A 26,456-nucleotide genomic window follows, 5' to 3' on the forward strand; every position below is an offset into this window, starting at 1 on the left:
GTGAGAGGCGTAGTCGGCCGGCTCGTCCGGGCCGATCAGGGTAATGCCGTCGGTGAGGCCGGCGAGATGCCGCGCGGCGGCGCTGCCGATCATGCCTTTGCCGATGACGATGATGCGATCCATCCAAACTCTCCTGTCTGTCAGCCGAGGGCGTGGCTGGCGAGGCCGTAAACCCGGTGCGGGCCGTCGGGTGCACTCCACTCCCCCCGGAACATGACGGGGGAGGTGCCGACATTCTCAAGCCCGCTTTCCATCAGATGCGCGATCAGTTCGGAGGCGTCGGCCGGGCAATCGACGCGGACAAATCCCGGACGGGCGAGGGCACGGAACAGGGTGATGGCGTCGGCCTCGTTTTCCGCGACGATCGGACCGATGGCTGTTCCCCGCCCGAAAGGGCGCGCAATCGCATATCCGGTCAGGGCGCCGTTCTCACTCAGGACAGAAACCTCGCCAGCCGAGGCGAGCTGCTCCAGGGCATGCGCGCGCCGTGCGCCAAAAGCCGGTGCGTCCAGATCGCTTATCTTTTCCATGTCGGCATCTGTCCCTGGTCGAATGCGCGGGTCGGGGGACGGAGCTCCGTCGTAGGTTCCCTGATACTGAGTGGACGTATCGAAGGCTGTGAAACCGAGGGACTCATAGAGCGGCCGCCCGGCATCCGTCGCCAGCAGCACGACCGGATGCGGGCCGATATCTTCAAGTAACTGGGTGACCAGCTTTCGGCCTATGCCGCGCCCCTGGCTTTCCGGCGCGATGATGATGAGACCGAGCCGCGCCAGGGCATTTCCAAAGACCCAGTTGAGGCCGGCACCAAGCACCTGCCCGGTGCTGTCGTCATGCACCAGACGGCCGCCTCCGAGACGGATCATCAGATCAATGTCTGCCGGACGATGAGGCCAGGAAACAGCCTGGACCAGGGAGACGATGCTTTCCAGATCATCCGTTGTGACCGGTGAAAAACTGAAGGACATAATGTGCGGTTTCCGTGGAATATCAGGAGAAGGCGGTGCCGCCTGCTTTGCGGAGATAGCGGGCCGGGTTGCTGAGGTGCTGCTGCAATTCGGTCTCTATCGCGCCGATGTCTTGAGAACGGATTGCCTTCGCCAGCCTGAAATGTTCTTCGGCGAGGTCCTTGCTGCTGCGATAGCCGCCCATCAGGCGGTGGAGACAAAGCCGGGTTTCCGCCTGGACGGTGGCATATGTGCGGGACAGGCGGTCGCTTTCGGCCGCGTCGACCAGCGTACGGTGGAACTCGAAATCGAGATCGCCCCCCGCTGCGGTGTCCCCGCCTTTGAGAGCACGGTCCATACGCTCTGCGATTTCCGTCAAGGCATCGGCAACAATGCCTTGCCTTCCCTCCGAACAGATTTTCCGGATGGCTGCCGTCTCGAGCGTTTCCCGGACGAAAAACACATCCAGAAGATCGTCCTCGTCCACTTCGGTGACGAACACTCCCCGGTGCGGTGCGCTGCGCAGTAAGCCTTCCTGGACAAGCCGCTGCATGGCTTCGCGCAGCGGCCCCCGGCTGACGCCGAAGGTGAGGGCAAGTTCGGCTTCCAGCAATTGGGCGCCACCGGGATAGAGACCAGCCAGAATATCGGCGCGTAGCCGGTCGGCGATCTGGATGGGAAGAGTGACCCTTTCTATAGGGCTCGGTGCGGCCATCTGCGGGTGTCCTTAAGCAATGCCGAGCAGGCCGGGCAGGCCGCCGATATCCGGGATCGCCTGATAGCCATAGGCGGGATTGCCCGGCCCGTGACCACGGTCGACGAAAACGCGATGGCCGATCCGCAGGTCGCTGGCGGACATCAGATCGTATCGCAGGCTGGAGGAGACATGCATCATATGCTCCGGCCTGCAGCCGAGCGTGTCGAACATGTATTCGAAGGCGCGCAGGCGGGGCTTATAGGCTTGGGCGCCTTCTGCCGTGAGGATCGCGTGAAAGGGCGCGCCGAGCAGATCGACATTGGACTGGATCTGGCTGTCTGCGGCATTGGAAAGAATGACCAGGGGGATCTCTTTTGCGACGCGGGCCAGCGGCTCCGGGACGTCGGCATGCGGCCCCCAGGTCGGGACTGCTTCAACGATGGCAGCGGCATCCTCTGGCCTGAAGGTAACATTCCAGCGTCGGCAGCTGCGTTCCAGCGCCCGATGAAGAACGTCCGCGTAGGGTTTCCAGTCCCCAAGCACTTCATCAAACCGATAGGCCGTGAAATCCTCCAGGAAACGGGCCATTGAAGCTGGCTCAACGAGATCGGCCAGCCGTTGTCCTGTCAGTTCGCCGACACGGAAATTGGTCAGGGTTCCGTAGCAGTCGAACGAGATAAAGCGGATCTGTGAAGGGCGCATGGCTGGTCCGGTTGTGCAGGGTATCTATCGCGAGTATTTATGTGAGATTATAGGATTGTCAACAATCCTATTTGTGAGCGTGAATATTCGAAGAAGCATTGTTTTTGGCCGTTCCTGTAGCCGGAAATGGAGCTATTTGTTCAGGATTGGTTAACGAAGTGTGTCTTATAGGTTGATCTTCTGGCTCCGGAGAGGGTCCTTCTTCGGCAATTCGGTCAAATAGAATGTTCAACCTGGAGGGTGGAGAATGTCTGGAATCTTTTATCTCTTTTCCACCTTTGCATCCGCTTTCCGGTGTGACCTGCTGTCCCGGCGCGGCTTTGCCGCGACCCTTGTGGCATGCAGCATGTTCGCCTCGTGGACCGGTGATGCCGTGGCGGAAACCATCCGGTTGACGGGGAAAACGGCTCTCGGCATCGAGCATGATGTCACCCTCGATGAGATTGACCGGATCGGCGCTGCCGAAGAGAAGGTCTACAATCCATACGAAAAGCTTCGGGTGCGGTATTCAGGGGTCATGCTTGACCAGTTTGTCGCCAAGTATGGCGACCCTTCGGTGACGTCGATCAAGGTCATCGCAATTGACGATTACCGGATCACCTTTGAGAAAGCCGAATGGCAAGAATTCAGAATCCTGCTGGTCACGAAACTGCGCGGAGAGCGTTTCGGGCTGGAGCAAAAAGGGCCCGCCCGGATCGTTTTTGCGGATTTCAGCCCGGATGAGGCGGCCCATCGTGCAAAACTTCCCAAATGGCTCTGGATGATTCAGGAGATCAGTTTCGAGTGACCTCCTACCGCTATATCGTGATTGCAATGATCGTGCTGCTTCTGGCCATCGGGGCCGGGCTGTATTTCAATCGGGAATTCGGCCGGGTCCCTGCGAGGATTGCTGAATCCGACGAGACGATGCTGAAAACGGACTCGATGCGTCATGTTTTCAAGGTCTCCACGCTTGCCAGCCGGGGCTATCAGGCCTTTCTCGGCTACCTCCATACCGGTGAGAAGGACCAGCTTGTAGAGGCGGCTAACTACAGCAAGGCGGCAATCGGCTTTGCTTCAAGCGCGCTCTCTGATGACCAGACGCTGGCCGGCGGCCTCGTGCCGTTTCTTCGCCGTAACGTCGAAATCAGTGAAATGGTCCGGAGCATTGAAGAAGCTTCGGCGCTGGTTGACGAGTTCCATGAGAACATGGTTCGCATTCATCGCGATGCGGAGCATATCGAGCAGGATATATGGCTGTCTTTCCAACAGGATTTCGTGCGCTTCCAGACGAATGAAAAACGGGCTCTTATCGCCTATCAATTCTCGGCCGTGCTTGCCATTGCGGTCCTTTTGATCGTCGGGTTCTTTTTCCTGCGGCAACGCTCTCTGTTCAGACTGATTGGAGCGCGCGAGCAGGATCTGCAGCATATGGTCGAACTGCGGAACGAAGAGCTCAAGCTGCTGCGCAAGACCCAGGCGGCGGCCGAGGCGGCTGACCGGGCCAAGACGGAATTCCTGGCACTCATGAGCCATGAGCTGCGAACCCCGCTCAATGCCATTCTCGGCTTCTCCGAAATTGTGAAGAGCGGAGACAAGCGTCTGGTCTCCGAAGAGAAAACGACGGAATATGCCTCGGCCATTCACAGTGCCAGTCTGCATCTGCTGAATGTTATCAATGACATCCTGGATCTCGCGAAAATCGAAGCCGGTGAGATCGAACTGTATGAGACACGCATTCAACTGATCGCTGTCATTGAGCGGGCAGTGACCCTTATCCGGCAGCGGAGCCAGGAGAAACAGCAAACAGTCACTATAGACGTGGACGAGGCTCTTCCGGTTTTGATCGGTGATGAGCGGCTGGTTCTTCAGATACTGATCAATATCCTGTCCAATGCCGTGAAGTTTACCGGAGAGCAGGGCAGGATCGCGGTGTTCGCTTCTGTTGCACCCGATGGAGGACTTGATCTTGGCGTGCGCGACACTGGCGTCGGCATTGCCCCCGAGCATATCGACATGGTCATGCAGCCTTTCGGCCAGTTGCGCAGCAACAGTGCGGTGACGCATGAGGGTACCGGGCTGGGCTTGCCCTTGACCGGGCGGTTCGCCGAACTGCATGGCGCCGCGGTGAAGATCGAAAGCAGGCTCTCCGAAGGAACCACGGTCACGGTTCGTTTTCCGCCGGACCGGATCGCCGCCGCACAGGAGAAAACCCTGCAGGATGCCGATGGAAGCTGATTTGGCTTCCGGTCCCTGTCAGCAGTTAAGGCGCCAGCGGCAGACCAGCGGCGGAAATGAAAGCAGCCCGGACGAAGCCGGGCTGCCGCACAGGATTTCCGAGGTGGTCCCGGAGATTACTTCGGGCCTTCCCACTCATCCATGATGGCATGCTTCATGGCGCGTTTCTCGGAGCTGGAGGCTTTCCAGTTGTTGTTGATCGCGGCGCCTTCCCAGGACCCGTAGGTCGGGTTGGCGAACATGATCCACTGCTTGCCCCACATGGCCTGATACTTTTCGTAGGTTGCCAGGCGTTCTGACGGCGAGCCTTTTACATTCTCGTCCGTGAAGTCACCGAGATTGTCGCCGAGTTGCAGAAGCACGCGGTAGGTCGCGGCCACGGCCTCGCGGCGCGGGGTTTTGTTGGAGGACTTCCATTCCTCTTTCTCGCCGCGCACCAGAACAACGTCGGTGTCCTCGTCGACCGGATAGCCGAACTTCTTCAGATTGGCCCGTGTGGCGTCTTCCTCATGGGCCTTGCGATTGGTGACATAGATCACCTTCACGCCTTTCGACTTGGCGTATTTGGTGAATTCAAGCGAGCCGGGAATGGCGCGGGATGTCTGGCTTTCCACGAACGGGGTCCAGGTTTTCGAGCTGTAATACGTGTCCTTCTCGACGACCCAGGCCTGGTAGGCCGAATTGTCGAGCACGGTCTCGTCGATATCGAGGATCACAGCCGGAGGCTTGGACTGGTAATCGCCGGTCTGTTCCAGCGCCGCGGTCCAGCTCTTGTCGGCAAGCGCCTGGTCGAGACGCAGCATGGCGAGCTGGTAAAGTGCGTAGGCATTGGCCTTGTATTCGACGGCGTTCTGCACCCAATAGGTGGCATTCAGCCCGTCATTGGCTTTGATGTCTTCCGCATTCGCGGCACCGGCCGCGCCGAAGCTGAGGGCGACGGCGGTGAGGCCGGCGAGTGCGGTGGTTTTGAGGAGATAGTGCATGGTCTGACCCTTTCGTTACCCGTGGCCGGGACGAGGGCAGGCCTGCCCCAGCATGGCGCATATGCTGTCATGAATGTGCAATAATTTGCTAGTGCGTTTGAGCGGCTGGCTCGCCGGTGCGGGACCGCGATCCCGGTAGGCCGGGCCGGGTATGAGCGTGCCAGCGACAATATGACCTATGGTTGCGGTGTCTGCCTTTGACCATGTGATGCTCAGCAGGTTTTTTGCCTGGAACAAATTCCGTTCCGGCGCATTGAACCTCCAGAGACTTAATCGTAGGAAAACGGAGACAGGTGCCGAGATGGCTAACAAGAAAACCCTGAAAAATCTGCAGAAAGCCCTCAGCATGGAGTTGACGGCGGCGCACCAGTATCAGCTTCACTCGCATGTCCTCGACGATTGGGGCATCGACCGTCTGGCTTCCCAGATGCGCGAGGAGATGCAGGAGGAACTGGGGCATTCCGATGCCTTCATCGAACGTATCCTGTTCCTGGATGGCGAGCCGGAACTCCGCTTCGACAAGGCGCCGATGCGGGCCCAGTCGCTGAATGACATGTTCCAGGCTGACCTCGACGATGAAAAGGGCGCCATCAAGTTCTACACCGAAGCTGCCCGCGACGCAGCGGAAGAAGGCGATATCGGCTCCCGCGTTCTGTTCGAGAAAATCGCCCTGGAAGAGGAGGGGCACATGTCCTGGCTCGACCTGCAGCTCAACCTGATTTCCCGTATGGGGGAGCCCGCCTATATCGCCAAACACATGTCTGTGTCGGGTGAGGGTGGCGAATAAGCTGCCCTGATCAAACCGGATTTTGAATATCGACCCGGCGCATCTCAGGCCGGGTCGATATCTTTGGTTGCGCTGTCAGGCGTTCAGCGGGACATGCATGCCGATCTTGGTCCTGTCCATGACAACCGAAGTCCGGAACCGTTTGACATTCGTGTCCTCGAAAAACAGGCGTTGCGTGAGGTCGCGGTAGTCTTCCATGTCTTTGGCCAGGGCGATCAAGGCAAAGTCGGCCTCACCGGTGATGTAATAACATTGCTGCACCTGCTCTTCGGCACGCGCCTTGCGGCGAAAGGCGTCTATTTGATCGATACGTTCGCGCTCCAGTTCAACCAGGATGATGAAGGTCATCTGGTATCCCGTGGCAGCAGGGTCTATCAGCGCCGTCTCGCTCAGGATTGCGCCTTCGTCTCGAAGCGTGCGGATCCGCCGCTGAACTGTTGATACGGAGAGGCCTGTCTCGTAAGCGATGGTCTCAAGTCGTTCACGGGCATTAGCCTGCAATAACCTCAGAATCACCAAGTCGGTATCAGACAGATCTGTTTTGGGCATTCTTGGTCACTTTTGGTTATATTATGAATAATTTTATCATTATTTATATTTTTATGACCGTGTTGGGTCAATCTCCTTTGCTAGCATACTTTTACGATCAACAGAAACAGGCGTCATGAAGAACGCATGCTGCTGGTCTATTTCCGGTGCCGGTAACGGCTCCGGAAAACAGGGATAAGGCAAAGAGGCGTGCTCCGGTCTACGGGCGTCCGCTGATAAACAAAAGCCAAGGGGAGGATCGGGTTTCGGTGCGACAGGCACCGGATGTCGGCTCTTTGCGGCCGGATTGACCTTGGTTTAGCGGGGGGCATTGTGGACCAGATCATCGAATTCCGGGACGTTTCAAAGTCTTTTGGAGATTTGAGAGTTCTTGACGATCTCAATCTCCATGTGAAAGCGGGTGAGAAACTCGCGTTGATCGGGCCAAGTGGCTCCGGGAAAACCACGATCCTGCGCATCCTGATGACGCTTGAGGATATCAGTGGCGGGGATGTGAGGCTCGACGGAGAGTCTCTCTGGCATGAGGAAAGAAACGGGGTGCGCGTCCGGGCGGGCGAACGGCACCTTCGCAGGATGCGAACCGGCGTTGGAATGGTGTTTCAGCAGTTCAACCTGTTCCCGCACTTGACCGCAATCGAGAATATCGAGCAACCCCAGGTCCTGATCCGGAAGACTTCTAAGGCGCAGGCGCGAGACAAGGCGGGCGATATGCTGGCCATGGTCGGGCTGGCTGACAAACAGGATCATTACCCCCATCAGCTTTCAGGCGGCCAGCAGCAGCGTGTGGCAATAGCGCGTGCGCTTGCAATGGATCCTAAAATTATGCTGTTCGACGAGGTCACGTCTGCCCTTGACCCGGAGCTTGTCGAGGAAGTTCTGGCGGTTTTGCGGCGCCTTGCGGTCGAGACCGACACAACGATGCTTACGGTGACGCACGAAATGAATTTCGCCCGGGATTTCGCCGACCGGGTGCTGTTTTTCGAGAAAGGAAAGATCGTTGAATCCGGTAGTCCGGATCAGATCTTCACCGATCCGAAAGAGGAGAGAACGCGCAGTTTTCTCCGGAATTTTCTCTCAAACATCAACTGACAAAATTACGAGAGAGCTCTTCTGGGAGACTTTTGTCTGCAATCGGTAAATGGAGAATTTGATGAAACATGTCAATGCGGGGGGGCTGCTGAAAGCAGTCATTTTTGGGGCTCTGGTCATGACCGTCATGCCGGTCTCTGCCAATGCCGGCACCCTGGATGAAATTCGGGAACGTGGTTACGCTACGGTCGCGGTTGCGAATGAGCCGCCCTATAGCGACATCAAGTCCGATGGCTATGTCACGGGGGCTGCGCCGGATGTTGCGCGCGCGGTGATGAAGAAGCTCGGCGTTCCCGAGCTGAGATCGCAGATCGTGCCCTATGGCGCGATGATTCCCGCACTCCAGGCACGCCGTGTCGACATGGCAACCTCGGGTCTCTACATCAAACCCAAGCGCTGTGAGTCTATCATTTATTCCGAGCCGGACCTGTGCGGCGCCGAGGCTTTTGCCGTCGCGGCGGGTAATCCCCACAAGATCATGACGTATGAGGATATCGCCTCCAATCCCGAGGTGACGATGACGACCTGCGCCGGTTGTGCTGAAGAAGCATATGCGCTGGAGCGCGGGGTCAAGCCGGAACAGATCAAGGTGTTCACCGATCCGCCGAGCGGCATCAAGATGCTGCAGCAGGGACGTGTGGATGTGTTCGCACTGTCTGGTCTGGGAACCCAGGACCTTCTTCGCAAGACCAACGACCCAAAGCTCGAACTGGTTATGCCGGTCGCGGGAGTGCCGATGGGATGTGCCGGTGCCGCGTTTAATCCGAAAGATACGGAGTTCCGCGATCTTTACGACAAGGCGTTGAAGGAGCTGAAGGAAAGCGGTGAGTTCGCCGAGATCATCGAGCCGTATGGTTTCTCGACCGAGGCAACGCTCAGCGTCAAACGCGACGACTTCTGCCCGGGTAACTGATCCCGGTCGACCGAGTGTTCCCGCCCGGACCGGTCGGTGGCCGCCGTCTGTAAACAGGACGGCGGCCCAGGCCGCAGGACTGCCTGGAGATTTGTATGGACGCGGTCATTGAATATGCGCCTCTGCTTTGGCAAGGCACCCTGACGACGATTGAGTTGACCCTGGCAAGCGCCGTTCTGGCTCTTGCTATTTCCTTCATTGTTGGTCTGGCCCGGATGTCGCGATATCGGGCGGTCCGCTGGTCGGCTGTCGTCTATCTTGAATTTTTCAGGGGAACGTCCGCACTCGTGCAGATGTTTTTCATGTATTTTGTGTTGCCGCTCTGGGGATTGTTTCTGCCTCCGATGCTGGCCGGTATTGTGGCCTGCGGCTGTAACCTCGGAAGCTATGGCTCGGAAGTTGTGCGGAGCGCCGTGAAATCGGTGGCGAAGGAGCAGAGCGAAGCTGCGACCGCTCTGAATTATACCGTCTATCAGCGTTATCGTTATGTGCTGATCCCGCAGGCTATCCCCGTCATGCTGCCTTCCTTCGGCAACCTGCTGATCGAACTCCTCAAGCTTACAGCGGTCGCGTCGCTGATCACGATCGCGGATCTGACCTATATGGCGCAGATCGTCCGCTCGCAGACGGCCCTGACACTTGAGCCGTTCCTCGCGATCCTGGTGATTTACTTCCTCATTTCTACAATTCTGCTCAGCGGTATGAAACAGCTGGAAAAACGTTTCTCCAGAGGCCGTAACACCGTTGCCAGGCAGGGAGGCTGATCATGGAATGGAGCTGGGATGTAGCCTTTGCCGTAATGCCGCGCTTGGCTACCGGACTGGTTGTCACGGTGCAGGCAACATTGGTCGGAGCCGTTCTTGCGTACGTGCTCGGGCTCGCGCTGGCTATCTTGAAAATGTCGTCGGTCAAGCCACTGGCCTTTTTTTCCTACTGGTCATCGGAATTCGTCCGGCGCACGCCGCTGCTCGTGCAGCTCTATTTTCTATTTTATGTGCTGCCTGATCTGGGGATCTTTCTTTCGCCCTTTCTTGCCGGTGTGATCGGACTCGGGTTGCATTTCAGTACCTACACGTCCGAAGTGTTCCGTGCAGGGATTGAAAATATCCCGAAAGGGCAATGGGAGGCTGCACGCTCGCTGAACTATAGCGCGGTGCAAACATGGCGCTATGTCGTGCTGCCACAGGCAATTCCACCGATGATCCCTCCGCTTGCCAACTATCTCATCACGATGTTCAAGGAAACTCCGTTGCTGGCGGCAATCACCGTGGTGGAACTGTTCAATGCTGCAAACATCTTCAGTAATAGCCATTACAAGTATCTGGAGCCGATGACATTAGTCGGAGTGTTTTTCTTGCTGGTGTCCATTCCGGCCGCAGTTTTGGCACTGCGGCTCGAGAAAAAGTTTCAGCGAAAAGTATAATGCAGGCAGCGGTTGCCGGCATTGATCCGGCAACCGTGATGTTGCGCCGCACATTAAAAATTCTTCCAATTACATCAAAAGTTTACCTATAGGCGTATGGGGACTCTCTATCGGCAACAAATGATGCTGGTAATCGATTTCACAAACCGTCATCATATTGCAATGCGGTATGAATAAACGGAGGGTTTGTATCGTGTAACGGAGATCCTTGGGTGGAGGGTCTTCAACAAAAAAACAGGGGGTCTTCATGAGTAAGAGAGTTTTGTTTGCTGGTTTGGCGCTTTGCGCTTTTGCCGGTACGGCGGCAGCCGATTGCCCGCCGATGACCGTGGCCGATATGAAGGGCGTGAAGGCGGGGGCCTTTCCGCAACAGTATGAACTGGCCGAATTTGAATCCGTGGCAGGCTGCAAGCTGGCCTTTGCCGGGAACCCGAAATCGGCTGATCTGAATGGCAGGATTCAGGGCAACGGCGCGCTCCCCGCGCTGGCCGAACGCCTTCCGTCAGAGCCGTTGGTGGTCGTGCCGTATGCCGAAATAGGCACCTATGGCGGCGTTCTCGACGGTCTGTCGAATGCGCCGGAAGCCGGTACGTCCGATCTGCTGTCCGTCCGGCATGTCAGTCTGGTGCGTTACAGCGACGATCTCGCGACGATCGTGCCGAACGTGGCCAAGAGCTGGGAATGGAACAGCGACTTCACGAAGCTGACCATGACGCTCCGCAAGGGCCACAAATGGTCCGACGGTGCGCCATTCACGTCCGAGGACATCAAGTTCTGGTACGACGACATGGTGTTCGATGAGAACATCATCAAAAGCCCGAAGGATTACGTGCTGGTCGCCGGCGAGCGGATGACGGTGGAAACGCCCGATCCGCAGACCGTGGTGTTCAACCTGCCGGCACCGAAACCGGGTCTGCTCGCCCACTTCGCGACGCATTATTCCCAGCCCTTCATGCCGAAGCATTTCCTCGGCATGTTCCATCCGAAATACAACCCGGATGCGGACGCGAAGGCGAAAGAGCTCGGCTTCGAGAGCGGCTATGCGGTGATTTCCGCCTATTACGGAAATTCGGACTGGACCGACACGCCCTCGATCATGCTGTCGGACCCGGAGAAAGCGCCGAAAATGCCGAAGGGCGTTTACCCGACGCTGGAATCCCATATCGTCGTGGCTGAATCGACCGAGGGACGTCACCTGGTGGCGAACCCGTATTTCCACATGGTCGACACGGCGGGGAATCAGCTCCCCTACATCAGCGAAATCGACGAAGTGCACATCAACGAGAACGAGGTGCGCATCCTGAAGGCCGTGAACGGCGAGATCGACTACAAGTCGCAGTCCATGCAGCTTCCGTCGGCGCCGATCATGCTGGAGAACCAGGAAAAGGGCGGCTACACGGTCGACCTGAAGCCGACCATCGCCATGCCGACCTTTTCCTTCAACGTCACCTCGACGGATGAGGAAAAACGCAAGGTCTTCGGCGACCTGAAATTCCGCCAGGCCATGTCGGTGGCGATGAACCGGGAAGAAATCAACGAGGTTGCCTTCTTCGATCTCGGTCAGCCAAAGCAGTATGTGGCTTTCTCGCCGACCCCGGATTTCATCGATCCGAAATGGGAAAAGCATTACGCCCAGTTTGATCCCGATCTGGCCAAGAAGCTGCTCGATGAGATCGGCGTGGTCGACAAGGATGGCGACGGTGCCCGGGACCTGCCGAGTGGCGCTTCGCTGGTGCTGAACCTGCAGTTCGCGACGCAGGGCATGCCCGGTCAGGTCGCAGAGCTGGTGGCCCAGCACTGGACCAATGTCGGCGTCAAGGCGACGGTGAAGGAAGTGACCCCGGACGAATATCGGTCGGCTCAGTCTTCCAACCAGCTTGATGTGCTGATGTGGCAGAAGGGTCAGCCGCTGGCCATCGTGCTCGGCAATTCCGAGCTGTTCCAGCCGCCGTTCGAGAATTATTTCGGCGGACGCACGGGCATGCTCTGGGCCGAATATGTCGACAGCAAGGGCGCAAAGGGCGTCAAGCCGCCGGCATATGTCGACGAGATGCTGGCGGACATCGATGCCTTCCAGTCCGCTCCGGTGGGCACGAAGGAATCCGCCGAGATCGGACAGCGTCTTGTCCAGAACATGACCGAGAACCTGCTCTTCCTCGGTACGGTGCAGGCGCCGAACCCGATCTATCACCGGAACGCGTTGAAGAACTTCCCGGAGTTCAAGACCTGGTCCTACGAATATTACCGGACCTATCCCTATCGTCCGCAGCAATGGTTCCTTGCTGACGAGAACTGATGATCTCCGCGCGGCGGGACCGGGGCATCTGCTCCGGTCCTGACCGCGTCGGCTTTAGATTGATGACCTCAAAAGATCGGTCAATCTAAGACCGACGGGGGCGGGGATATGCTGAGATTAATTCAATTTGCCTGCACGCGCGCGGCCATGGCCGTGATCACGCTGTTGCTGGTTTCCTTTATCGTCTTCACCTTGATGGAGATGGTGCCGGGGAACTGCGCGGAACGGTATCTCGCCTTCAAGAACACCCAGGGCGAGCAGATCAGCATCGAGAATATCCGGGCTGAAGAGAAACGCCTTGGCCTCGACAAGCCCTATATCCAGCGTTGGGCGGGTTGGGTCGGCAATGTGTTTCTGCGTGGCGATTTCGGCGATAGCTGCATCCTGCGCGTCAATATCAACCAGCTTCTCGGCGAGAAGATCTGGGTTTCCCTCGGGATCTGTTTCACAGCCCTTCTGGTCGCCTACCTGATCGCATTGCCCGTCGGCATCATATCGGCGACGGTGGCAAGCCCGGGCATGAATAACGGTCTGCGGCTGGTCTCCTATCTCGGTCTTGCCCTGCCAAATTTCCTGCTGGCGCTGATGATCATGCTGTTCTCCACCATGGTCTTTGGCGACACCCTGACGGGTATGTTCTCAAAGGAGTTCCGGGACGCGCCCTGGTCTTATGACCGGGTGATCGATTTCCTGTCGCACGCCTGGCTGCCGATCTTCATTCTCGGCTGGTCCGCCACGGCCTTCGCCCTGCAGACCGTGCGGGCGCTGATGTCGGACGAATACGGCAAACTCTATGTCACGGCGGCACGGGCGCGGGGGGTGACCGGCGGCAAGCTGCTCTGGCGCTATCCGGCCCGCCATGCCCTCGGCCCGATCATCAATTCCCTCGGGTTCGACCTGAATCGTGTTTTCAACGAACTGCCTATCGTGGCGGTGATCCTGACACTTTCGGAAGCTGGCTCCCTGCTGCTGGAAGGCTTGGCGCGGTCGAATGACCAGCAGCTCGCGGGGGCGATCATCTTCATGCTGACGGCTTCCATCGTGTCGCTCAATTTCGTGACCGATATCCTGCTCTCGGTGATCGATCCGCGGGTGCGCAAAAGCGTGATGGGGGGCTAGGACGATGGTCGATCAGACAGTCACGGGCGCGCCAGTGAAAAGCGCGGACCAGAAATCCAGGGAAGCCTATTTCACGGCCAGCCAGATGCAACTCGTCTGGGCGCGCTTCAAGAAAAACAGGGCGGCGATGATCGCCGGCATGGTGCTGATCACCATTACCCTCATGGGCTTCTTCGCGCCCTTTCTCTCCCCGTATGATCCGACCATTGCGGGGCGCGACAAGGAGTATCAGAACGGCGCGCCGCAGATTCCGATGTTCTGCGATCACAACGGCTGCTCCCTGCGACCCTTCCTGCACACGCTGGAGCGGACCCGCTCGATCAAGACGAACTTTCGCTGGGTGACGGAAATCAACACGGAGCAGCGGCGCTATGTCGAGCTGTTTCCGACCGGCTGGGAATACCGGATGTTCAGTTTTGAGCTGAACCTGCCGGGCGAGGCGCTGGATATCTCGATCCCGGGGTTCCGGATGACCACGCACCTGTTCGGCGTGGACAAGGGCGGCATCCATCTCTTCGGGACGGACCATGCCGGGAAGGACATTTTTTCCCGCACCTTGCACGCGATCTATACCTCACTTGCCGTCGGCACCATCGGCGTTTTCATCAGTTTCGTGCTGGCTTTGGTGATCGGTGGCGTGTCCGGTTATTTCGGCGGCTGGATCGATGGCTGCCTGCAGATGTTCACGGACGCGATCAGGACCGTGCCGGCGATCCCGCTGTTCATGGCTCTGGCCGCGTTCGTTCCGGACGACTGGAGTTCGGAAGCCCGGTTCTTCTTCATCTCCATTATTCTCGGCTTCATCGGCTGGCCAACGCTGGCCCGGCGTGTCCGGACGCACTTGCTGACCGAGCGGAACCAGGAATATGTGCTGGCTGCCCGGATGTGCGGTGCCTCTCCCAGCCATGTCATCCGGCGCCATCTGCTGCCGAGTTTCACCAGCTACATCATCGTCGATCTGGTGATTTCGTTCCCCTACATGGTGCTCTCGGAAACCGCTCTCAGCTTCATCGGCCTCGGCCTGAAGGAACCGGTTAATTCACTCGGCGTGCTGCTCCAGAGCGTTACCAGCGCGGACGTGTTGCTGAATTATCAGTGGTACTTCATCCCGGTCATTTTCTTTGTCGGCATGGTGCTGGCCTTCGTCTTTGTCGGCGACGGGCTGCGCGACGCGGCCGACCCTTATTCGGATCACAAATGATGGCGGCACCGCTTCTTTCCGTCCGCAATCTGACGGTGCAGTTCAGGACCGATGAAGGCCTGATCACCACGGTCGATAATGTTTCCTTCGATATCGCTGCCGGAGAAGTGCTCGGGCTGGTTGGCGAGAGCGGTTCCGGCAAGTCGGTGACCGCGAAAGCGCTGATGAAGCTGAATGCGGGTAACACGGTCTATGGCCCGGAGAGCAGTATCACGCTCAATCTGGAGGAGGGGCCGGTGGATATCCTGTCCCTGACGAAACAGAAGGATCTGAAAATCATCCGCGGCGGTGCCATCTCGATGATCTTTCAGGAGCCGATGGCGAGCTTCGCGCCGGCCATCACCATCGGCGACCAGATGATCGAGCAGCTTCTGTTGCACAGCACGATGAATAAAAAGCAGGCGCGGGAGCTTTCGGTTGAGATGCTGGACCGGGTCGGCATTTCCGATGCAGGCAAGCGGATAGATCAATACGCGTTCGAATTTTCCGGCGGCATGCGGCAACGGGCGATGATCGCCATGGCACTCTCGACCAAGCCGAAGCTGCTGATCGCGGACGAGCCGACCACGGCGCTGGACGTGACCATCCAGGCCCAGGTGATCGATCTGATGAAGGATTTGATCGGCGAGTTCGGCATGGCCATCCTGTTCATCACTCACGATCTGGGTGTGATCGCGCAAACGGCGGACCGCGTGGCGGTGATGTATCTCGGCCGGGTGATGGAAACGGGCAGTGTGCGCGAGGTGATCCGCACGCCGGCGCATCCCTATACCCAGGGCCTGCTCAATGCATTGCCAAAGCTGGATCATCTGGATGAGCCGCTGACACCTGTGCCCGGCGATATTCCGAGCCCGCTTGAGCGCCCGGACGGCTGTGTGTTTCACACAAGGTGCCCGAAATTCATCCCGGGCACCTGTGATGCGGTCCGGCCCGATGCGGTCAATGTGTCGGCAAGTCACCAGGCGGCTTGCGTCGCGGTTGAAACAGCCCGGGAGACCGTGTCGTGAGCGTTCAGGATAGTCATGTCTGGGTGAATAACCTCTCCGTTCATTTCGGTGTCGGCAAAGGCCTTCTTGGCGGCGGCAATGTTCTGAAGGCGGTGGATGAGGTGTCGCTGGATATACCCCGCGGGTCTTTCTTCGGACTGGTCGGCGAAAGCGGTTCCGGCAAGACCACGCTCGGCCGGGCAATCCTCAAGGCAGCGCCGATATCGGACGGCGAGGTGCGGTATCGCGACAAGGATGTCGATTTCGATGTCGCGATGATGAGCAAGGCCGAGCTGAAGGAATATCGCCGCCGCGCGCAGCTGATTTTCCAGGATCCCTATGCGGCGCTCAGCCCACGCATGACGGTGCGAGACATTATTGCCGAGCCGCTGGAAGTCATGAAACTCACCAAGTCGCGGGCGGAAACCGATGAGCGCGTCCGGGAGATCGCCGCGAAGTGCCGGTTGAACCTGGAGCATCTGCGGCGGTTCCCGCATGCCTTCTCCGGCGGCCAGCGGCAACGCATTTCCATCGCGCGTGCCCTTGTCTGCGAGCCGAAATTCCTTGTCGCGGACGAGAGTGTGGCGGCACTCGATGTGTCCATTCAGGCGGACATCCTGAACCTTCTGAAATCATTGCAGAAGGATATGGACATCACCTTCCTGTTCATCAGCCACGATCTCAGCGTTGTGGCCCACACCTGCGATTATGTGGCGGTGATGTATCTGGGGGCGATTGTTGAAATGGCGCCGAGCCGTGAGCTGTTCAGCGGGCCAAAGCATCCCTATACGAAAGCATTGCTGTCCGCGATCCCGTCGCTCGATCCTGACGACCGGGGCAAGGCGCAGAAGCTGGAGGGCGAAATTCCGTCCCCCCTCAACAAACCTTCCGGATGCCGTTTCCACACGCGATGCCCTGTCGCGGAAGCGCGTTGCTCCGCCGAGGTACCTGCCTGGCGTGAACTTTCGACCGGGCATAAAGTTGCCTGCCATTTCGCTGAATAATCCCGGCACCTGTCTTCTGGCCATGCCTTCTGGCTCATGGCCGCATGAGCGGCTTTTGGAGTGCCCGGGCAATTCCAGCCGTTCATGACTGCGATTTATCGAAATTTTGAATGTTGTGCAAACAGGCACAGGAATTGCATTTTATCCCGTGACTTCAACTCAATCGCATTCGTGTTTGAGTTGCTGTGGAAGAGTGTTAAGTTTCTATTAGCTATAAATTCGCGCTAATATCGACCAAACATGCGAGAGAATATCGCTGAAAGGGTCGGTTGAAGACAGAAAGTAAGTGCGGGTACACACGTGTTTGGTAGTTCAAATAAGGTATTCGAAATACTGACGCTCCGTGACGGATCGTGGTCAATCGTGGCCACCGAGACGTCGAAGGAGAGTGCTCAGGCCGAAGCCATGAAGATCCTCTCCCGGGCCGGGAATGAGGGGGTTCGGGTCGTATCCGACACCGGCAAGCCTGTTAACAGTCTGGGTCCTGAAGACATCCTCTTCGAGCGGATAAAGCCGAAGGGTGACGAGAAGGTCTTCATCCAGAATATCGACGATGCGCCGGTCTGCTACACGCTTGATGACTTCTATGCGACGGATGGCCGGACGACGATCAACCGTCTGTTCCGAGCTTATCTCGACAAACATAATCTGACAGCAACCGAAGCCATGCACTCAGCGCGCGAGATGAAGCGCCTGCTGGATGACGGCACGCTGCTTTTCTCTGCCGTGGCCAAGGTGGCGACATTCCAGGCCGCGAAGCTGGAAGACACGAATGCGAACGAGCGTCGCGAAACGCTGTTCGCCTATGTCGACCAGATCAATCATCTGGCACAGAAGACACTGCAGCGCCCGATGCCCCGTATCCGCGATACCGGGCTGAATGAGGGCATTGCCGAGCTGAAGGCGTCCGCGGCGCCGGAAGAACTTGATTATCTGATCCGGTCCGCACTCGCGACGGAGCTTGTGGAGAACCGGAGTTTCGTCGGCAAGCTGGGGCAGGTCGTCGACTGGGCCGTGATCTCCGAGGATCCGGCGACGATGGCGGCGCTGGATATCTACATATCCGATATTCTCCATAACGCGGATGTGTTGCGCGACATGCTTGGCCATCAGCGCGATCTGGCCAGTGCGCTGATCACGATGATCTGTTTTGCGAATGGGGAGCCGATCGGCGAAGAGCCCGAGAACCTGACAATCGAGCATCCCGCCTACACGAATATCCAGCTCAACAAACTGATCGGCGCAGGCAAGCTTCCGGAGAGCAAGACTGTCCTGGTTGATCGCGTCCGCCGTCAGCTCGAGGGCCTGAGTCCGCTTTCCAAGGGAGACCGGGAAGAGGAACGCGAGGTGTTCCACGGCTTGCTGAATAAGCTGATCCCCGACATCAATATAATCGGCGGGGCGGATATGGCGGAGGCCGTGACCACCCGCCAGTCAACGATCATCAACAAGGGTGGCCAGAAAGGCATGAAGGAAGCGGCGGCGTCCGTCTTGCCGACGCTGGCCGATCCGGGGCGCAAGGCCGGTTATCTGCTGTCGCTGCTGGAAAGCAAGCTCGGCTCGGAAGTGCTCGGCGCGGAGATCGACAATCATCTTGATGCGCTGCTTGTGGGCTCACCCTCGGTGAACCATCTGGTGCGGGAAAAACTGCCGCCGAACAAGAAAATGGCGAAGATCACGTCGATCTTCAACAGGATCACCAAATCGGCCCTGCCGGATAACAGAAAAGAGCAGCTCACCAGCCGTATCGACGAGTTGCTGGCTTCCTACATCGTTAACGGCAAGATCCTGGACAAGATCGATAATTCCGAACGGCCGCTGCATGTCCGGGCCTTCATGCTGGTAAGCATGGTGCAGCCGGAAATGCTGCCGAAGGGCAAGGCGTCAAATCTGGCCCGGGAAATTATCGTCAACCATCTGAAGCGGCCGAATTTCGAGTCGGAACTGGTCTCCCAGATTCCCGACCCGAAAGAGCAGGCCAACACGTTACGGAAATTCCACGAGCAGCTGCACCGTTGTGGCTTCTTCGGGTGAGTGCTCGCTACGTGTCAGCCCAGTTCCATTTCGAGTTCGTCGGCGAAATCGCCCCACTCGTCGTCGCCGTCTCCGGCGGTTCGCGCCGTCTCGACGAGGTTTTCCAGAAGCGTGTTGTAGCGTTCCCAGGTTCCGGCATCGCCGCGCGCCCGGTTCGCGGCCCAGGCCGCGGCCAGAGCCGTCGCGCGGGCGGCATGGGTGCGGGCGGCGGCGGCACGCGCGGCCTCGGCCGCAGCCGCGGCGGTGACATTATCCTCCCGCACATAGGCCCGGGACAGATCCCGTGCTTCCGCTCTGGCGGCGACACGGAAGTTTTCGTTTCCGGTTTCCAGGAATTTGCGGACACCGTCCGGGATGTTCCACAGATCGGCGACATCGAGGGCGACCTTGCGGGCAAACTCCCTGAGCAGCTCCTCGCCGTCGACGCGCCACAGAACGGTGCGTGTGGCGCAGACCAGCTTGTCGTCCTGCCGGGTCGCGAGATCTTCGCATTCGACCCGGCAGATGGTGTTCCCGGGGGCGTATTTGAGAGCGTCGATAATGCGTTCCGAGGCGTGCAGGCCGGAGACGCACAGAGAGGGCGCCGCGCCATGCGTGAGTTTCTCGCCATCCGGCGGCAGGGGCTGGCCGTCACGCAGCGCTTCATCGACGAAGTGCCAGGCGAGCAATTCACCGGAACCGTTCTGGGTTCCGTTCGGGATCACATTCTGTTCGGTCATGTCATGTCCATCGCGACGCGTGTCATGGGGCGTTCCTATCGTCCTATAGCCTCTTGCAGAGGGCAAGCGCTTGATTGCGCGTTGATTTCAAGAAATTCAAAGTGTGGCGGCATGGCGGGTAACCGGCGCTCGGCGCGGCGCTCCGTCAGCCGGACGGCCGGACGCTCCAATGTGCGGAATATTCATCCCCGCAGGCGCTCTTCCGGCAATTTGCCGGTAGGCAAAGCCGGGCTGATATGGAACCATGAAGCCCTTGATTTGAAGATGGTTTCCACCCCTGGCAAATGGTTCCCGCATGCCTAAGGTTCTGATTGTCGATGACTCGCGTCTGGTCCGCCTGACGATCAAGACCATTCTTGATCGGGCCGAGGGATTCGAGGTTGTCGGAGAGGCCGAAAATGGCCGCGAGGGCGTCGATCTCGCCAGGGAGCTGAACCCGGACGTGGTCACTCTCGACATCGAAATGCCGGTGATGAACGGGATCGAATGCTTGCGCCGCTTGCGGATCTTGTCTCCGGCCAAGGTCATTGTCCTGTCTTCCCTGACGCATCCGGCATCTCCCAAGGCAGTGGAGGCCAGACTTGTTGGCGCGGATGCCGTGATCGGCAAGCCGTCCGGCTCCGTCAGCCGGGATGTTGATGCCAGCGGGGGCAGCCTGTTGATCGATACGATTAACAGGCTGATGGATGAACAGGATGCTGCCCGGGGGGCATCGGCATGAGCGCCGTGGAGAGTACCTTCGAGACCCAGAAGATCCCGGTTCTGCTGTTCCAGTCGGATGGCCGCCGATACGGCGTAAGGCTGTCGGGCGTCCGTGAGGTCGTCGAGATCGAGAACATGGAGCCGATCGAGGGCGAGGCGGACGAATATATCGGCGTCATGGTGCTCCGGAAGGAGCCGATCCCGCTGGTGGTGGTTCGCGCCGGCTCGCACGATCCCGAAACCGATCTGCCGATGTGTATCATCCTGCAGCGCGGTCATGCGGTGATTGGCCTCGCGGTGCAGAAGATCATCGGCATCCGGAATTTCGATCCGGCCCACCCGACCAAGGGGCTGGTGGCGACGGATCAGCCGCAGCACGCCTATCTCGACGATGACGGCAATCTGGTCCAGGCGGTCGATCCGGATCGTTGGTTCAATGCGCAAAGCGCCTTGCCGCTGATCTCCGACCAGCGTGCGATGAAGCTGGTCTCCGAGCAGGAAAAGGTGGTCGAACGGCCGCGCCAGCGCTACATGGCGCTGACCATTCGCGATCATCTCTATGCCGTGGATTCCAGTCTGGTGGAACGGGCGATCGACGAGGTGGAGACCACGCCGCTGCCCAAGCGGCCCGGCGTGAAGCTCGACTCTGTCATTGAGGTCAGCGGTACCGTGATGCCTGTCCTGCGCCTGTCGCGCGGCGGCTTCGCCGATCAGACCATCCATATCATCGTGAATTACTATGGGCAGAAATGGTCGATCGCCACGGAGAAAGTCCTGGGCATCGTCGTTGACGAGAGCCCGGTGCGGCCGTCCGACGATGACACCCAGGCGCGGGTGATCTCCCACAAGGGCGCGTTCCACGAAGTGATCGATGTGCCGGCACTGATTGCGTTGATGGTGCCGGATTTCCACCGCTCCGGCGACGGCAGAGGATAGGCGCATGAGCGGTTTCGACGACGACGGCGCCGGCGGCGCGATGTGGGAACTCTTCGAGCAGGAGAGCGAGGACTATCTCGGCCAGATCGAGCATATCCTTTCCGGCAGTGCGGCCGACCTCGAAAACGGGGAGACGATGAGCGCGCTGTTTCGCGCCATGCATTCCCTGAAAGGTGTTTCCGCGTCCCTCGGCCTTACCGGCATCGAGCTTGTCGCGCATCACGCCGAAGATTTGCTCGACATGTTCCGGAACGGGGAAGCCCGGCCGGACGAGGCAACACGCGAGCTGCTTTTGCAGACCGCGGATACGCTGGTGGCCTTGCGCGAGCAGAGTATTGCCAGCTCCAGCGACGCACCGGCAGACATGCAACTGGTCGCGCAATTGACTGCTGCGAAGGCGCAGTTGAAGAGCGGTGGCGCTATTGCCGCGCCGGCACCGCAGGCTGCTCCGGTTTCGCAGGCCGCTCCACAACAGGCGGCTCCGGCCGCACCTGCTCCTCCGCCTCAGGCGGCTCCCGCACCTCCACCACCTCCTCCTGTCGAGACGGCGCCTGCCGAAACCGGTGACACGGGTGCGGTACGGCAGATGTCGATGCAGGTCTCCCAGGCCGCGGCGGATCCGTCCGAGCCTGAATTCCAGCCGGAAACGGTGGGGCCGTTTGACGAGGTGGTCCGGAATGAGCTCGGACAGCTCGCGGAGGCATTGGAAAACCCGACACTGGAAGCGCTCGACACCCAGGCCATATCCGGCTCGGTGCTTGCGATCCGGGAGGTCGCGAACGAGGTCGGTTATCTCGGCATTTCGGATGTTCTGAACGATATCGTCGATCTGCTCCGGGACTCCGGCACGCTGGACAAGACGGAGCTGACGCGCGGGCTTTGCATCTTCGTGCACCGGCTGCGGCTGCTGTCGGAACTCGCCAATTCCGGGCTGTCGATGGAGGATGTGGACGATTCCATGTCGCCTCACATCTCCCGCGAGGCGCGCGAAGTGGTTGACCGGCTATCGGCGGGCGGCGGAACCTCGAAGGACTGGGAGCTGGTCGGCATTCTTGCCCGCGCTCTCGGCGTGCAGCGGATTTCGGCTCTGGCCCGGCTGTCCAGCGAGTTGACGGCGGAAGCAGACTGGCGCGACCGTTCAGGCGCTCTGGCTGTGGTCGAGGAGATCCGCCGCGAGAGCCAGGTGATCGGGATCGAAGGACTGAACGTGGCCTCGCTCGATATGCTGCGCGGCACCTATGACCGGTTGCGGGACCAGATGGCCCTGTTGCTGACCAACGCGGAAGCGGCGGTGGCGGAACTGCGGACATCCCTTGGCGATGAGGTTTTCAACAGCCTGTCGCCGGATGCGCGGCAACAGATCGCTGATTTCCTGAAACAGCCGAATGCCAATCTTATCGAGATCCAGGCCATGTTGCCGGACGGCCCGGCCTCCACGCAGCAGATCATGGGCCGGATCTATCAGGAAAAGGTGATGTCGAACCGGGTTCTGGTGGACACGCACCCGGATCTTTATCAGTTCCTTGTTGGCGTTATCGGCCCGGCCGATCCGATGATGGCGGCCGTGCAGGCAATCGATGGTGCCCGCGCCGCCCTGCAGTCATGGCAGGTTCTGGCAAGCAACAAGGTGCAGAATGCAGCGGCGGCACCACAGCCGGCCCCCGTGCAACAAGCCCCAGTACAACAAGCCCCCGCGCAACAGGTCTCTGCCGGAGCGGAGCCGGGCGTGATGCATATCGGGGATGACTGGACGGTTGGGAGCGATGCGGCGCCGAAATCCGCTACCGCGCCGCAAGCAGCGCCGATTCGGCAAACCGCCGCGATGACGCCGCCGCCAGCCGCGGCACAGGCGGCACCCGTTCCTCCGGCCGCGAAATCGGCCACTCTGGAACCGGTTGCGGCCGACACCAAGGTCCCGGCCGAACGCTCGGAAGCGGGTGCGGCGAGCCGTGGTTCGGGCGGGAGTTCGCTCCGGGTGTCATCGGAGCTGGTGGATAATTATCTCGATACGGTCGCCGAGCTGCGCCTCTGCATCTCCCGGATCGAGCAGGGAGCATCGGAAGCCGGATTTGCCAGCACGATCGCGGAACTGCGCTCTCTGGCGAAGCAGACCGGCGCGCGCAAGGCGGAGCGGTTGCGCTACGCGGCGAACCATATCGATGACGCTGGCAAGATTCTCGCCAGCCAGATCGCGAAGGCGGAAACCACGCTGCGGATGCTGCATTCCGTCACGCTGCAGCTTCGCGTGGTGCCGATCAGCATCGTGCTCGGGCGTATGCCGCGTCTGGTGCGCGATCTCGCCCGCAGTCTCGGCAAGCAGGTCGATCTCGATATCGAGGATGGTGACATCCAGATCGACAAGTCGATGGTGGATGCTCTGATGGAGCCGCTGGTCCACATGATCCGCAACGCCATGGATCACGGGATCGAGATGCCGGAGGAGCGGCAGAATCTGGGTAAACCCGAGAAAGCGATCCTGACGCTGCGGGCGACCCAGACCGGCAATGTCGCACAGATCATGATTGCCGATGACGGGCGCGGCTTGAACACATCCCGGATCAAGGCGAAAGCCATGGAGCGTAATCTGCTCTCTGATCAGGATGCCGCACGGATGTCCGAACGGGAAATCCAGCGCCTGATCTTCGCGCCGGGCTTTTCGACCGCTTCGGCTATCACGGAAACATCCGGACGCGGGGTTGGCATGGACGTGGTGTTGACCACGATCCGGCGTCTCGGCGGGTCAATCGATATCGACAGTGTCGAGGGCGAGGGCACCAAGTTCTATCTGAGTTTCCCGGTCTCGGCGGCATTGCAGCGCATTGTCGTGGTGACCGATGGCGAACGGGATCTCGGCTTGCCGGAACGTTCCATCGTCGAAGTGATCGAGGTTGCCCGCAGTCAGATCCAGGAAGTCGGCGAGTTTGCCGGCATTCAGCATCGCGACGGTTTCCTGCCGGTGCGTGCGATCGAAACCATGCTTGGATGGGAAACACCGGAAGCAGCGGCAAACCAGACGGCTTTCCCGGTGGTGATCATCGGCACGCCGCAGCGCCGGGTTGGTGTTGCCGTGGCGCGGGTGAAGCGGCGTCAGGAAGTCTTCATGAAGGAACTGCATCCGGCGCTGAACGCAGTGGATGTTCTGGCCGGCGCCACGGTCATGGGCGAGGGGCAGCCGTTGCTGGTGCTCGACCCGGAAACCCTGATCGCAATCGCGGGAGCCTAGGGGGCGCTCGGTATTATTTCGGCAGGGTAAGGGTGACGCCGGAAATCCATCCGGCAATCTTCTGCAGCGGCAGGACGGTATCCGCCGCTTTTTCCTCGAAGGCGACTTTCGGCATGCCGTAAACGACGGAGCTGGCTTCATCCTGGGCCAGGGTGCGCGCACCGGCGCTGCGCATTTCAAGCAGGCCCTCGGCGCCGTCCCGCCCCATCCCGGTCAGGATGACGCCGACGGATTTTTTGCCGAGTTCCTGTGCCGCCGACTTCATCATCACATCGACCGCCGGGCAATGACCGCCAATCCGCTCGCTTTCGCCGAGCGCGGTCCATATGCCCTTGTTCCCCTTGCGCAACCGGAACTGCCGGTCGCCGGGCGCCACGACCGCGAGGCCCGGGCGGAGGGGCTGGCTGTCATAGGCCAGCATCACATCTATCGTGCAGGACTGGTTCAGCCGGTTTGCGAAATCCTCGACATAGTCTTTCGGCATGTGCTGGACGATGACCACCGGCGGGCAATCCTTGTCGAGGCCCGAAAGCACGGTCATCAAGGCATCCGTGCCGCCGGTCGACGAGCCGATACAGATCACGGTGCCAAGATAGGGGACGCCGCCGATATCCTCGGGAGGCCTTGGTTTCGCCGGCTCCGGGGAAATCCGTGTCTGGACGGGGCGGGGGGCGACTGGCGGCGGCGCGGGGCGCGGGCGGTCCACGCGCGCCTGCCGCAGGGCACTTTCAATACGGGAAGAGGCGGCCTTCAACTCGGAGCGGATATCGAGCTCGGGGATGGAGACCAGCAGCCCGGAGGGAATTTTAAGCTGGGCGGCAACGGTACGGCCCTCCGTGCTTTCCCCGGCGGTGATCAGGAGAAGAGGGCGCCCGCAGGTCTTGCTCAGCTCGAATACATTCCCGAGGCTCTGGAAATCATTGTCGCGGGCGGCCAGCACGACGATCTCGGCGCCCGCAAGGCGGTCGGGCGTGGCACGTGTCTGCGATACCGCGAGGACTTCCGTATCGCCGATAAGGGGCGTTATCGTTTCCGTCACGACCTTGCGGAGTAGCGGATCCGAAGCGACAACGAGAATGCCGTTGGGGCCGTTCAAGAGGCCTTCTTTCTGAAGATCGCGGGGCGGACCTGATCCAGATAAATCCTCGCATGATCCGGGTTATCGGTATGGCCGATAAAGAGATATCCACCCGGTGCGAGCATCGTGCTCAGGTTCCGGACCAGATTCTCCCGGGTCGTATCGTCGAAATAGATCATCACGTTTCGGCACAAGATCAAATGGAAGCGGCCACGCAACATTTCGAGTGGTTCGGTCAGGTTGAGCCACCGGAACATCACATCGTCGCGTACCTGCTTTACCACGCGATAACTGTTGTCGCCGATATATTCGAGATATTTCTGCTGCCAGGCCAGTGGCATGTGACGGAAAGCCTCGGCTCTGTACTCGCCGATGGCACCCCGGCGCAGGGTCGCCTTGGCGATATCTGTCGCCAGAACGCCAGCATCCAGATCCTGGTAATGCGTTCCGAAATATTCCCGCATCGCCATGATCACCGAATAGGCTTCCTCGCCCGCCGCCGCCGCCGCGCTCCAGATCCGGATGTCCTTCGTCCGCTCCCGGCGCAGCCGTTCATCGAGCTCCGGGAGCAAGGTGGAGGCCATGAACTCGAAATGCGCCGGCTCCCGGTAGAAATAGCTGTGATTGGTCGAGAGATGCTCGACGAGATTGATCAGCAGATCCTCGCGGCCGTCACTGCGTGCTTCACGCAGGAGTTCCGGGATCGTCTCGTGACCAGACAGGCTCATGAAGGCACGCAGGCGCGAATCCAGGAAACTTTCCGCATTCGCTGGAACGATTATCCCGAATTTATTATGCGCCAGACGGCGGAGTTCGTCGAACTCCGCCGTGACCGGGTTAGTACTTTCCAA

At 59.4% G+C, this 26,456-nt stretch carries 24 protein-coding genes; 16 read left to right on the top strand and 8 right to left on the bottom strand.

All coding sequences use genetic code 11. From position 1 onward, the window contains the following. Positions 1–140 precede the first annotated feature (140 nt). Genes AAC126_RS14775 through AAC126_RS14785 form a run of 3 tightly spaced genes read right to left on the bottom strand, consistent with a single transcriptional unit; the run spans position 141 to position 2,346 of the window. The gene (locus AAC126_RS14775) at positions 141–968 is read right to left on the bottom strand and encodes a GNAT family N-acetyltransferase (RefSeq protein ID WP_339854592.1); all 828 of its coding nucleotides are present in this window, start codon (positions 966–968) and stop codon (positions 141–143) included. A 22-nt stretch (positions 969–990) separates the two neighbouring features. Further along, the gene (locus tag AAC126_RS14780) at positions 991–1,662 is read right to left on the bottom strand and encodes a GntR family transcriptional regulator (protein WP_339854594.1); all 672 of its coding nucleotides are present in this window, start codon (positions 1,660–1,662) and stop codon (positions 991–993) included. Positions 1,663–1,674: 12 nt separating this feature from the next. Continuing rightward, positions 1,675–2,346 (bottom strand): haloacid dehalogenase type II, encoded by a 672-nt coding sequence (locus tag AAC126_RS14785; RefSeq protein WP_339854595.1) that lies wholly within the window; start codon positions 2,344–2,346, stop codon positions 1,675–1,677. 247 nt (positions 2,347–2,593) lie between these two features. Here AAC126_RS14785 and AAC126_RS14790 point away from each other — a divergent pair, with 247 nt between their 5' ends. Both AAC126_RS14790 and AAC126_RS14795 read left to right on the top strand, forming a co-directional pair. Then, entirely contained in the window at positions 2,594–3,133 is a 540-nt protein-coding gene (locus AAC126_RS14790) for a hypothetical protein (protein WP_339854597.1), read from the top strand. Beyond that, the gene (locus AAC126_RS14795; protein ID WP_339854599.1) at positions 3,130–4,563 is read left to right on the top strand and encodes an ATP-binding protein; all 1,434 of its coding nucleotides are present in this window, start codon (positions 3,130–3,132) and stop codon (positions 4,561–4,563) included. The genes AAC126_RS14790 and AAC126_RS14795 overlap by 4 nt, the downstream gene beginning before the upstream one ends. Positions 4,564–4,679: 116 nt before the next feature. On the opposite strand, the gene AAC126_RS14800 is transcribed toward AAC126_RS14795, so the two are convergent. Continuing rightward, positions 4,680–5,546 (bottom strand): HAD family acid phosphatase, encoded by an 867-nt coding sequence (locus AAC126_RS14800; protein WP_339854600.1) that lies wholly within the window; start codon positions 5,544–5,546, stop codon positions 4,680–4,682. 301 nt (positions 5,547–5,847) lie between these two features. Here AAC126_RS14800 and AAC126_RS14805 point away from each other — a divergent pair, with 301 nt between their 5' ends. Then, on the top strand, positions 5,848–6,333 hold the full coding sequence (locus tag AAC126_RS14805) for a bacterioferritin (protein ID WP_339854602.1): 486 nt from the start codon (positions 5,848–5,850) through the stop codon (positions 6,331–6,333). A 75-nt stretch (positions 6,334–6,408) separates the two neighbouring features. Here the strand turns inward: AAC126_RS14805 and AAC126_RS14810 are convergent, their stop codons facing one another. Next, positions 6,409–6,882: an Lrp/AsnC family transcriptional regulator gene (locus AAC126_RS14810; RefSeq protein ID WP_339854604.1), complete on the bottom strand. Its 474-nt coding sequence runs from the start codon at positions 6,880–6,882 to the stop codon at positions 6,409–6,411. 264 nt (positions 6,883–7,146) lie between these two features. On the opposite strand from AAC126_RS14810, the gene ehuA reads away from it, so the two are divergent. The 10 genes from ehuA (at position 7,147) to AAC126_RS14860 (ending at position 18,947) form a co-directional block, all read left to right on the top strand. Next, entirely contained in the window at positions 7,147–7,971 is an 825-nt protein-coding gene (ehuA, locus tag AAC126_RS14815; RefSeq protein ID WP_339854606.1) for an ectoine/hydroxyectoine ABC transporter ATP-binding protein EhuA, read from the top strand. 61 nt (positions 7,972–8,032) lie between these two features. Continuing rightward, a complete protein-coding gene (ehuB, locus tag AAC126_RS14820) occupies positions 8,033–8,884 on the top strand; it encodes an ectoine/hydroxyectoine ABC transporter substrate-binding protein EhuB (RefSeq protein WP_339854609.1) in 852 nt (283 codons plus the stop codon). A gap of 95 nt (positions 8,885–8,979) precedes the next feature. Continuing rightward, complete coding sequence (gene ehuC / locus AAC126_RS14825; RefSeq protein ID WP_339854611.1) at positions 8,980–9,648, top strand: ectoine/hydroxyectoine ABC transporter permease subunit EhuC; 669 nt, start codon at positions 8,980–8,982, stop codon at positions 9,646–9,648. A 2-nt stretch (positions 9,649–9,650) separates the two neighbouring features. Beyond that, positions 9,651–10,307, top strand: coding sequence for an ectoine/hydroxyectoine ABC transporter permease subunit EhuD (ehuD, locus tag AAC126_RS14830; RefSeq protein WP_339854612.1), 657 nt, complete (start codon positions 9,651–9,653; stop codon positions 10,305–10,307). A gap of 247 nt (positions 10,308–10,554) precedes the next feature. Next, positions 10,555–12,603: an ABC transporter substrate-binding protein gene (locus tag AAC126_RS14835; protein WP_339854613.1), complete on the top strand. Its 2,049-nt coding sequence runs from the start codon at positions 10,555–10,557 to the stop codon at positions 12,601–12,603. A gap of 108 nt (positions 12,604–12,711) precedes the next feature. Then, positions 12,712–13,722 carry an ABC transporter permease gene (locus tag AAC126_RS14840; RefSeq protein WP_339854616.1) on the top strand — a complete coding sequence of 337 codons (1,011 nt, stop codon included), beginning with the start codon at positions 12,712–12,714 and terminating at the stop codon, positions 13,720–13,722. 4 nt (positions 13,723–13,726) lie between these two features. Then, positions 13,727–14,923: an ABC transporter permease gene (locus AAC126_RS14845; RefSeq protein ID WP_339854619.1), complete on the top strand. Its 1,197-nt coding sequence runs from the start codon at positions 13,727–13,729 to the stop codon at positions 14,921–14,923. Beyond that, positions 14,923–15,930 carry an ABC transporter ATP-binding protein gene (locus tag AAC126_RS14850; RefSeq protein ID WP_339854621.1) on the top strand — a complete coding sequence of 336 codons (1,008 nt, stop codon included), beginning with the start codon at positions 14,923–14,925 and terminating at the stop codon, positions 15,928–15,930. The genes AAC126_RS14845 and AAC126_RS14850 overlap by 1 nt, the downstream gene beginning before the upstream one ends. Next, on the top strand, positions 15,927–16,913 hold the full coding sequence (locus AAC126_RS14855; RefSeq protein WP_339854623.1) for an oligopeptide/dipeptide ABC transporter ATP-binding protein: 987 nt from the start codon (positions 15,927–15,929) through the stop codon (positions 16,911–16,913). Before AAC126_RS14850 ends, AAC126_RS14855 begins: the two co-directional genes overlap by 4 nt. A 363-nt stretch (positions 16,914–17,276) precedes the next feature. Further along, positions 17,277–18,947 carry a hypothetical protein gene (locus AAC126_RS14860; protein WP_339854625.1) on the top strand — a complete coding sequence of 557 codons (1,671 nt, stop codon included), beginning with the start codon at positions 17,277–17,279 and terminating at the stop codon, positions 18,945–18,947. A gap of 14 nt (positions 18,948–18,961) precedes the next feature. On the opposite strand, the gene AAC126_RS14865 is transcribed toward AAC126_RS14860, so the two are convergent. Next, the gene (locus AAC126_RS14865) at positions 18,962–19,666 is read right to left on the bottom strand and encodes a hypothetical protein (protein WP_339854628.1); all 705 of its coding nucleotides are present in this window, start codon (positions 19,664–19,666) and stop codon (positions 18,962–18,964) included. A gap of 295 nt (positions 19,667–19,961) precedes the next feature. Here AAC126_RS14865 and AAC126_RS14870 point away from each other — a divergent pair, with 295 nt between their 5' ends. Genes AAC126_RS14870 through AAC126_RS14880 form a run of 3 tightly spaced genes read left to right on the top strand, consistent with a single transcriptional unit; the run spans position 19,962 to position 24,527 of the window. Continuing rightward, the gene (locus AAC126_RS14870; RefSeq protein WP_339854631.1) at positions 19,962–20,387 is read left to right on the top strand and encodes a response regulator; all 426 of its coding nucleotides are present in this window, start codon (positions 19,962–19,964) and stop codon (positions 20,385–20,387) included. After that, on the top strand, positions 20,384–21,304 hold the full coding sequence (locus tag AAC126_RS14875; RefSeq protein ID WP_339854633.1) for a chemotaxis protein CheW: 921 nt from the start codon (positions 20,384–20,386) through the stop codon (positions 21,302–21,304). Before AAC126_RS14870 ends, AAC126_RS14875 begins: the two co-directional genes overlap by 4 nt. Before the next feature lie 4 nt (positions 21,305–21,308). Next, a complete protein-coding gene (locus tag AAC126_RS14880) occupies positions 21,309–24,527 on the top strand; it encodes a chemotaxis protein CheW (protein ID WP_339854635.1) in 3,219 nt (1,072 codons plus the stop codon). A 13-nt stretch (positions 24,528–24,540) separates the two neighbouring features. On the opposite strand, the gene AAC126_RS14885 is transcribed toward AAC126_RS14880, so the two are convergent. After that, a complete protein-coding gene (locus AAC126_RS14885; protein WP_339854638.1) occupies positions 24,541–25,623 on the bottom strand; it encodes a CheB methylesterase domain-containing protein in 1,083 nt (360 codons plus the stop codon). Next, positions 25,620–26,456, bottom strand: an 837-nt coding sequence (locus tag AAC126_RS14890) for a protein-glutamate O-methyltransferase CheR (protein ID WP_339854640.1), incomplete at its 5' end; no start/stop codon positions are given. The genes AAC126_RS14885 and AAC126_RS14890, both read right to left, overlap by 4 nt.

This window comes from uncultured Nisaea sp., from assembly GCF_963974195.1.
GTDB lineage: Bacteria > Pseudomonadota > Alphaproteobacteria > Thalassobaculales > Thalassobaculaceae > Nisaea.

Bases quoted from the DNA above. Each gene is read 5' to 3' on its own strand.
- AAC126_RS14870 (WP_339854631.1), top strand. From the start codon at position 19,962: ATGCCTAAGGTTCTGATTGTCGATGACTCGCGTCTGGTCCGCCTGACG.
- AAC126_RS14780 (WP_339854594.1), bottom strand. From the start codon at position 1,662: ATGGCCGCACCGAGCCCTATAGAAAGGGTCACTCTTCCCATCCAGATC.
- AAC126_RS14785 (WP_339854595.1), bottom strand. From the start codon at position 2,346: ATGCGCCCTTCACAGATCCGCTTTATCTCGTTCGACTGCTACGGAACC.
- AAC126_RS14880 (WP_339854635.1), top strand. From the start codon at position 21,309: ATGAGCGGTTTCGACGACGACGGCGCCGGCGGCGCGATGTGGGAACTC.
- AAC126_RS14875 (WP_339854633.1), top strand. From the start codon at position 20,384: ATGAGCGCCGTGGAGAGTACCTTCGAGACCCAGAAGATCCCGGTTCTG.
- AAC126_RS14775 (WP_339854592.1), bottom strand. From the start codon at position 968: ATGTCCTTCAGTTTTTCACCGGTCACAACGGATGATCTGGAAAGCATC.
- ehuB (WP_339854609.1), top strand. From the start codon at position 8,033: ATGAAACATGTCAATGCGGGGGGGCTGCTGAAAGCAGTCATTTTTGGG.
- AAC126_RS14805 (WP_339854602.1), top strand. From the start codon at position 5,848: ATGGCTAACAAGAAAACCCTGAAAAATCTGCAGAAAGCCCTCAGCATG.
- AAC126_RS14810 (WP_339854604.1), bottom strand. From the start codon at position 6,882: ATGCCCAAAACAGATCTGTCTGATACCGACTTGGTGATTCTGAGGTTA.
- ehuD (WP_339854612.1), top strand. From the start codon at position 9,651: ATGGAATGGAGCTGGGATGTAGCCTTTGCCGTAATGCCGCGCTTGGCT.
- AAC126_RS14835 (WP_339854613.1), top strand. From the start codon at position 10,555: ATGAGTAAGAGAGTTTTGTTTGCTGGTTTGGCGCTTTGCGCTTTTGCC.
- ehuA (WP_339854606.1), top strand. From the start codon at position 7,147: ATGTCGGCTCTTTGCGGCCGGATTGACCTTGGTTTAGCGGGGGGCATT.
- AAC126_RS14800 (WP_339854600.1), bottom strand. From the start codon at position 5,546: ATGCACTATCTCCTCAAAACCACCGCACTCGCCGGCCTCACCGCCGTC.
- AAC126_RS14840 (WP_339854616.1), top strand. From the start codon at position 12,712: ATGCTGAGATTAATTCAATTTGCCTGCACGCGCGCGGCCATGGCCGTG.
- AAC126_RS14865 (WP_339854628.1), bottom strand. From the start codon at position 19,666: ATGACCGAACAGAATGTGATCCCGAACGGAACCCAGAACGGTTCCGGT.
- AAC126_RS14790 (WP_339854597.1), top strand. From the start codon at position 2,594: ATGTCTGGAATCTTTTATCTCTTTTCCACCTTTGCATCCGCTTTCCGG.
- ehuC (WP_339854611.1), top strand. From the start codon at position 8,980: ATGGACGCGGTCATTGAATATGCGCCTCTGCTTTGGCAAGGCACCCTG.
- AAC126_RS14845 (WP_339854619.1), top strand. From the start codon at position 13,727: ATGGTCGATCAGACAGTCACGGGCGCGCCAGTGAAAAGCGCGGACCAG.
- AAC126_RS14850 (WP_339854621.1), top strand. From the start codon at position 14,923: ATGGCGGCACCGCTTCTTTCCGTCCGCAATCTGACGGTGCAGTTCAGG.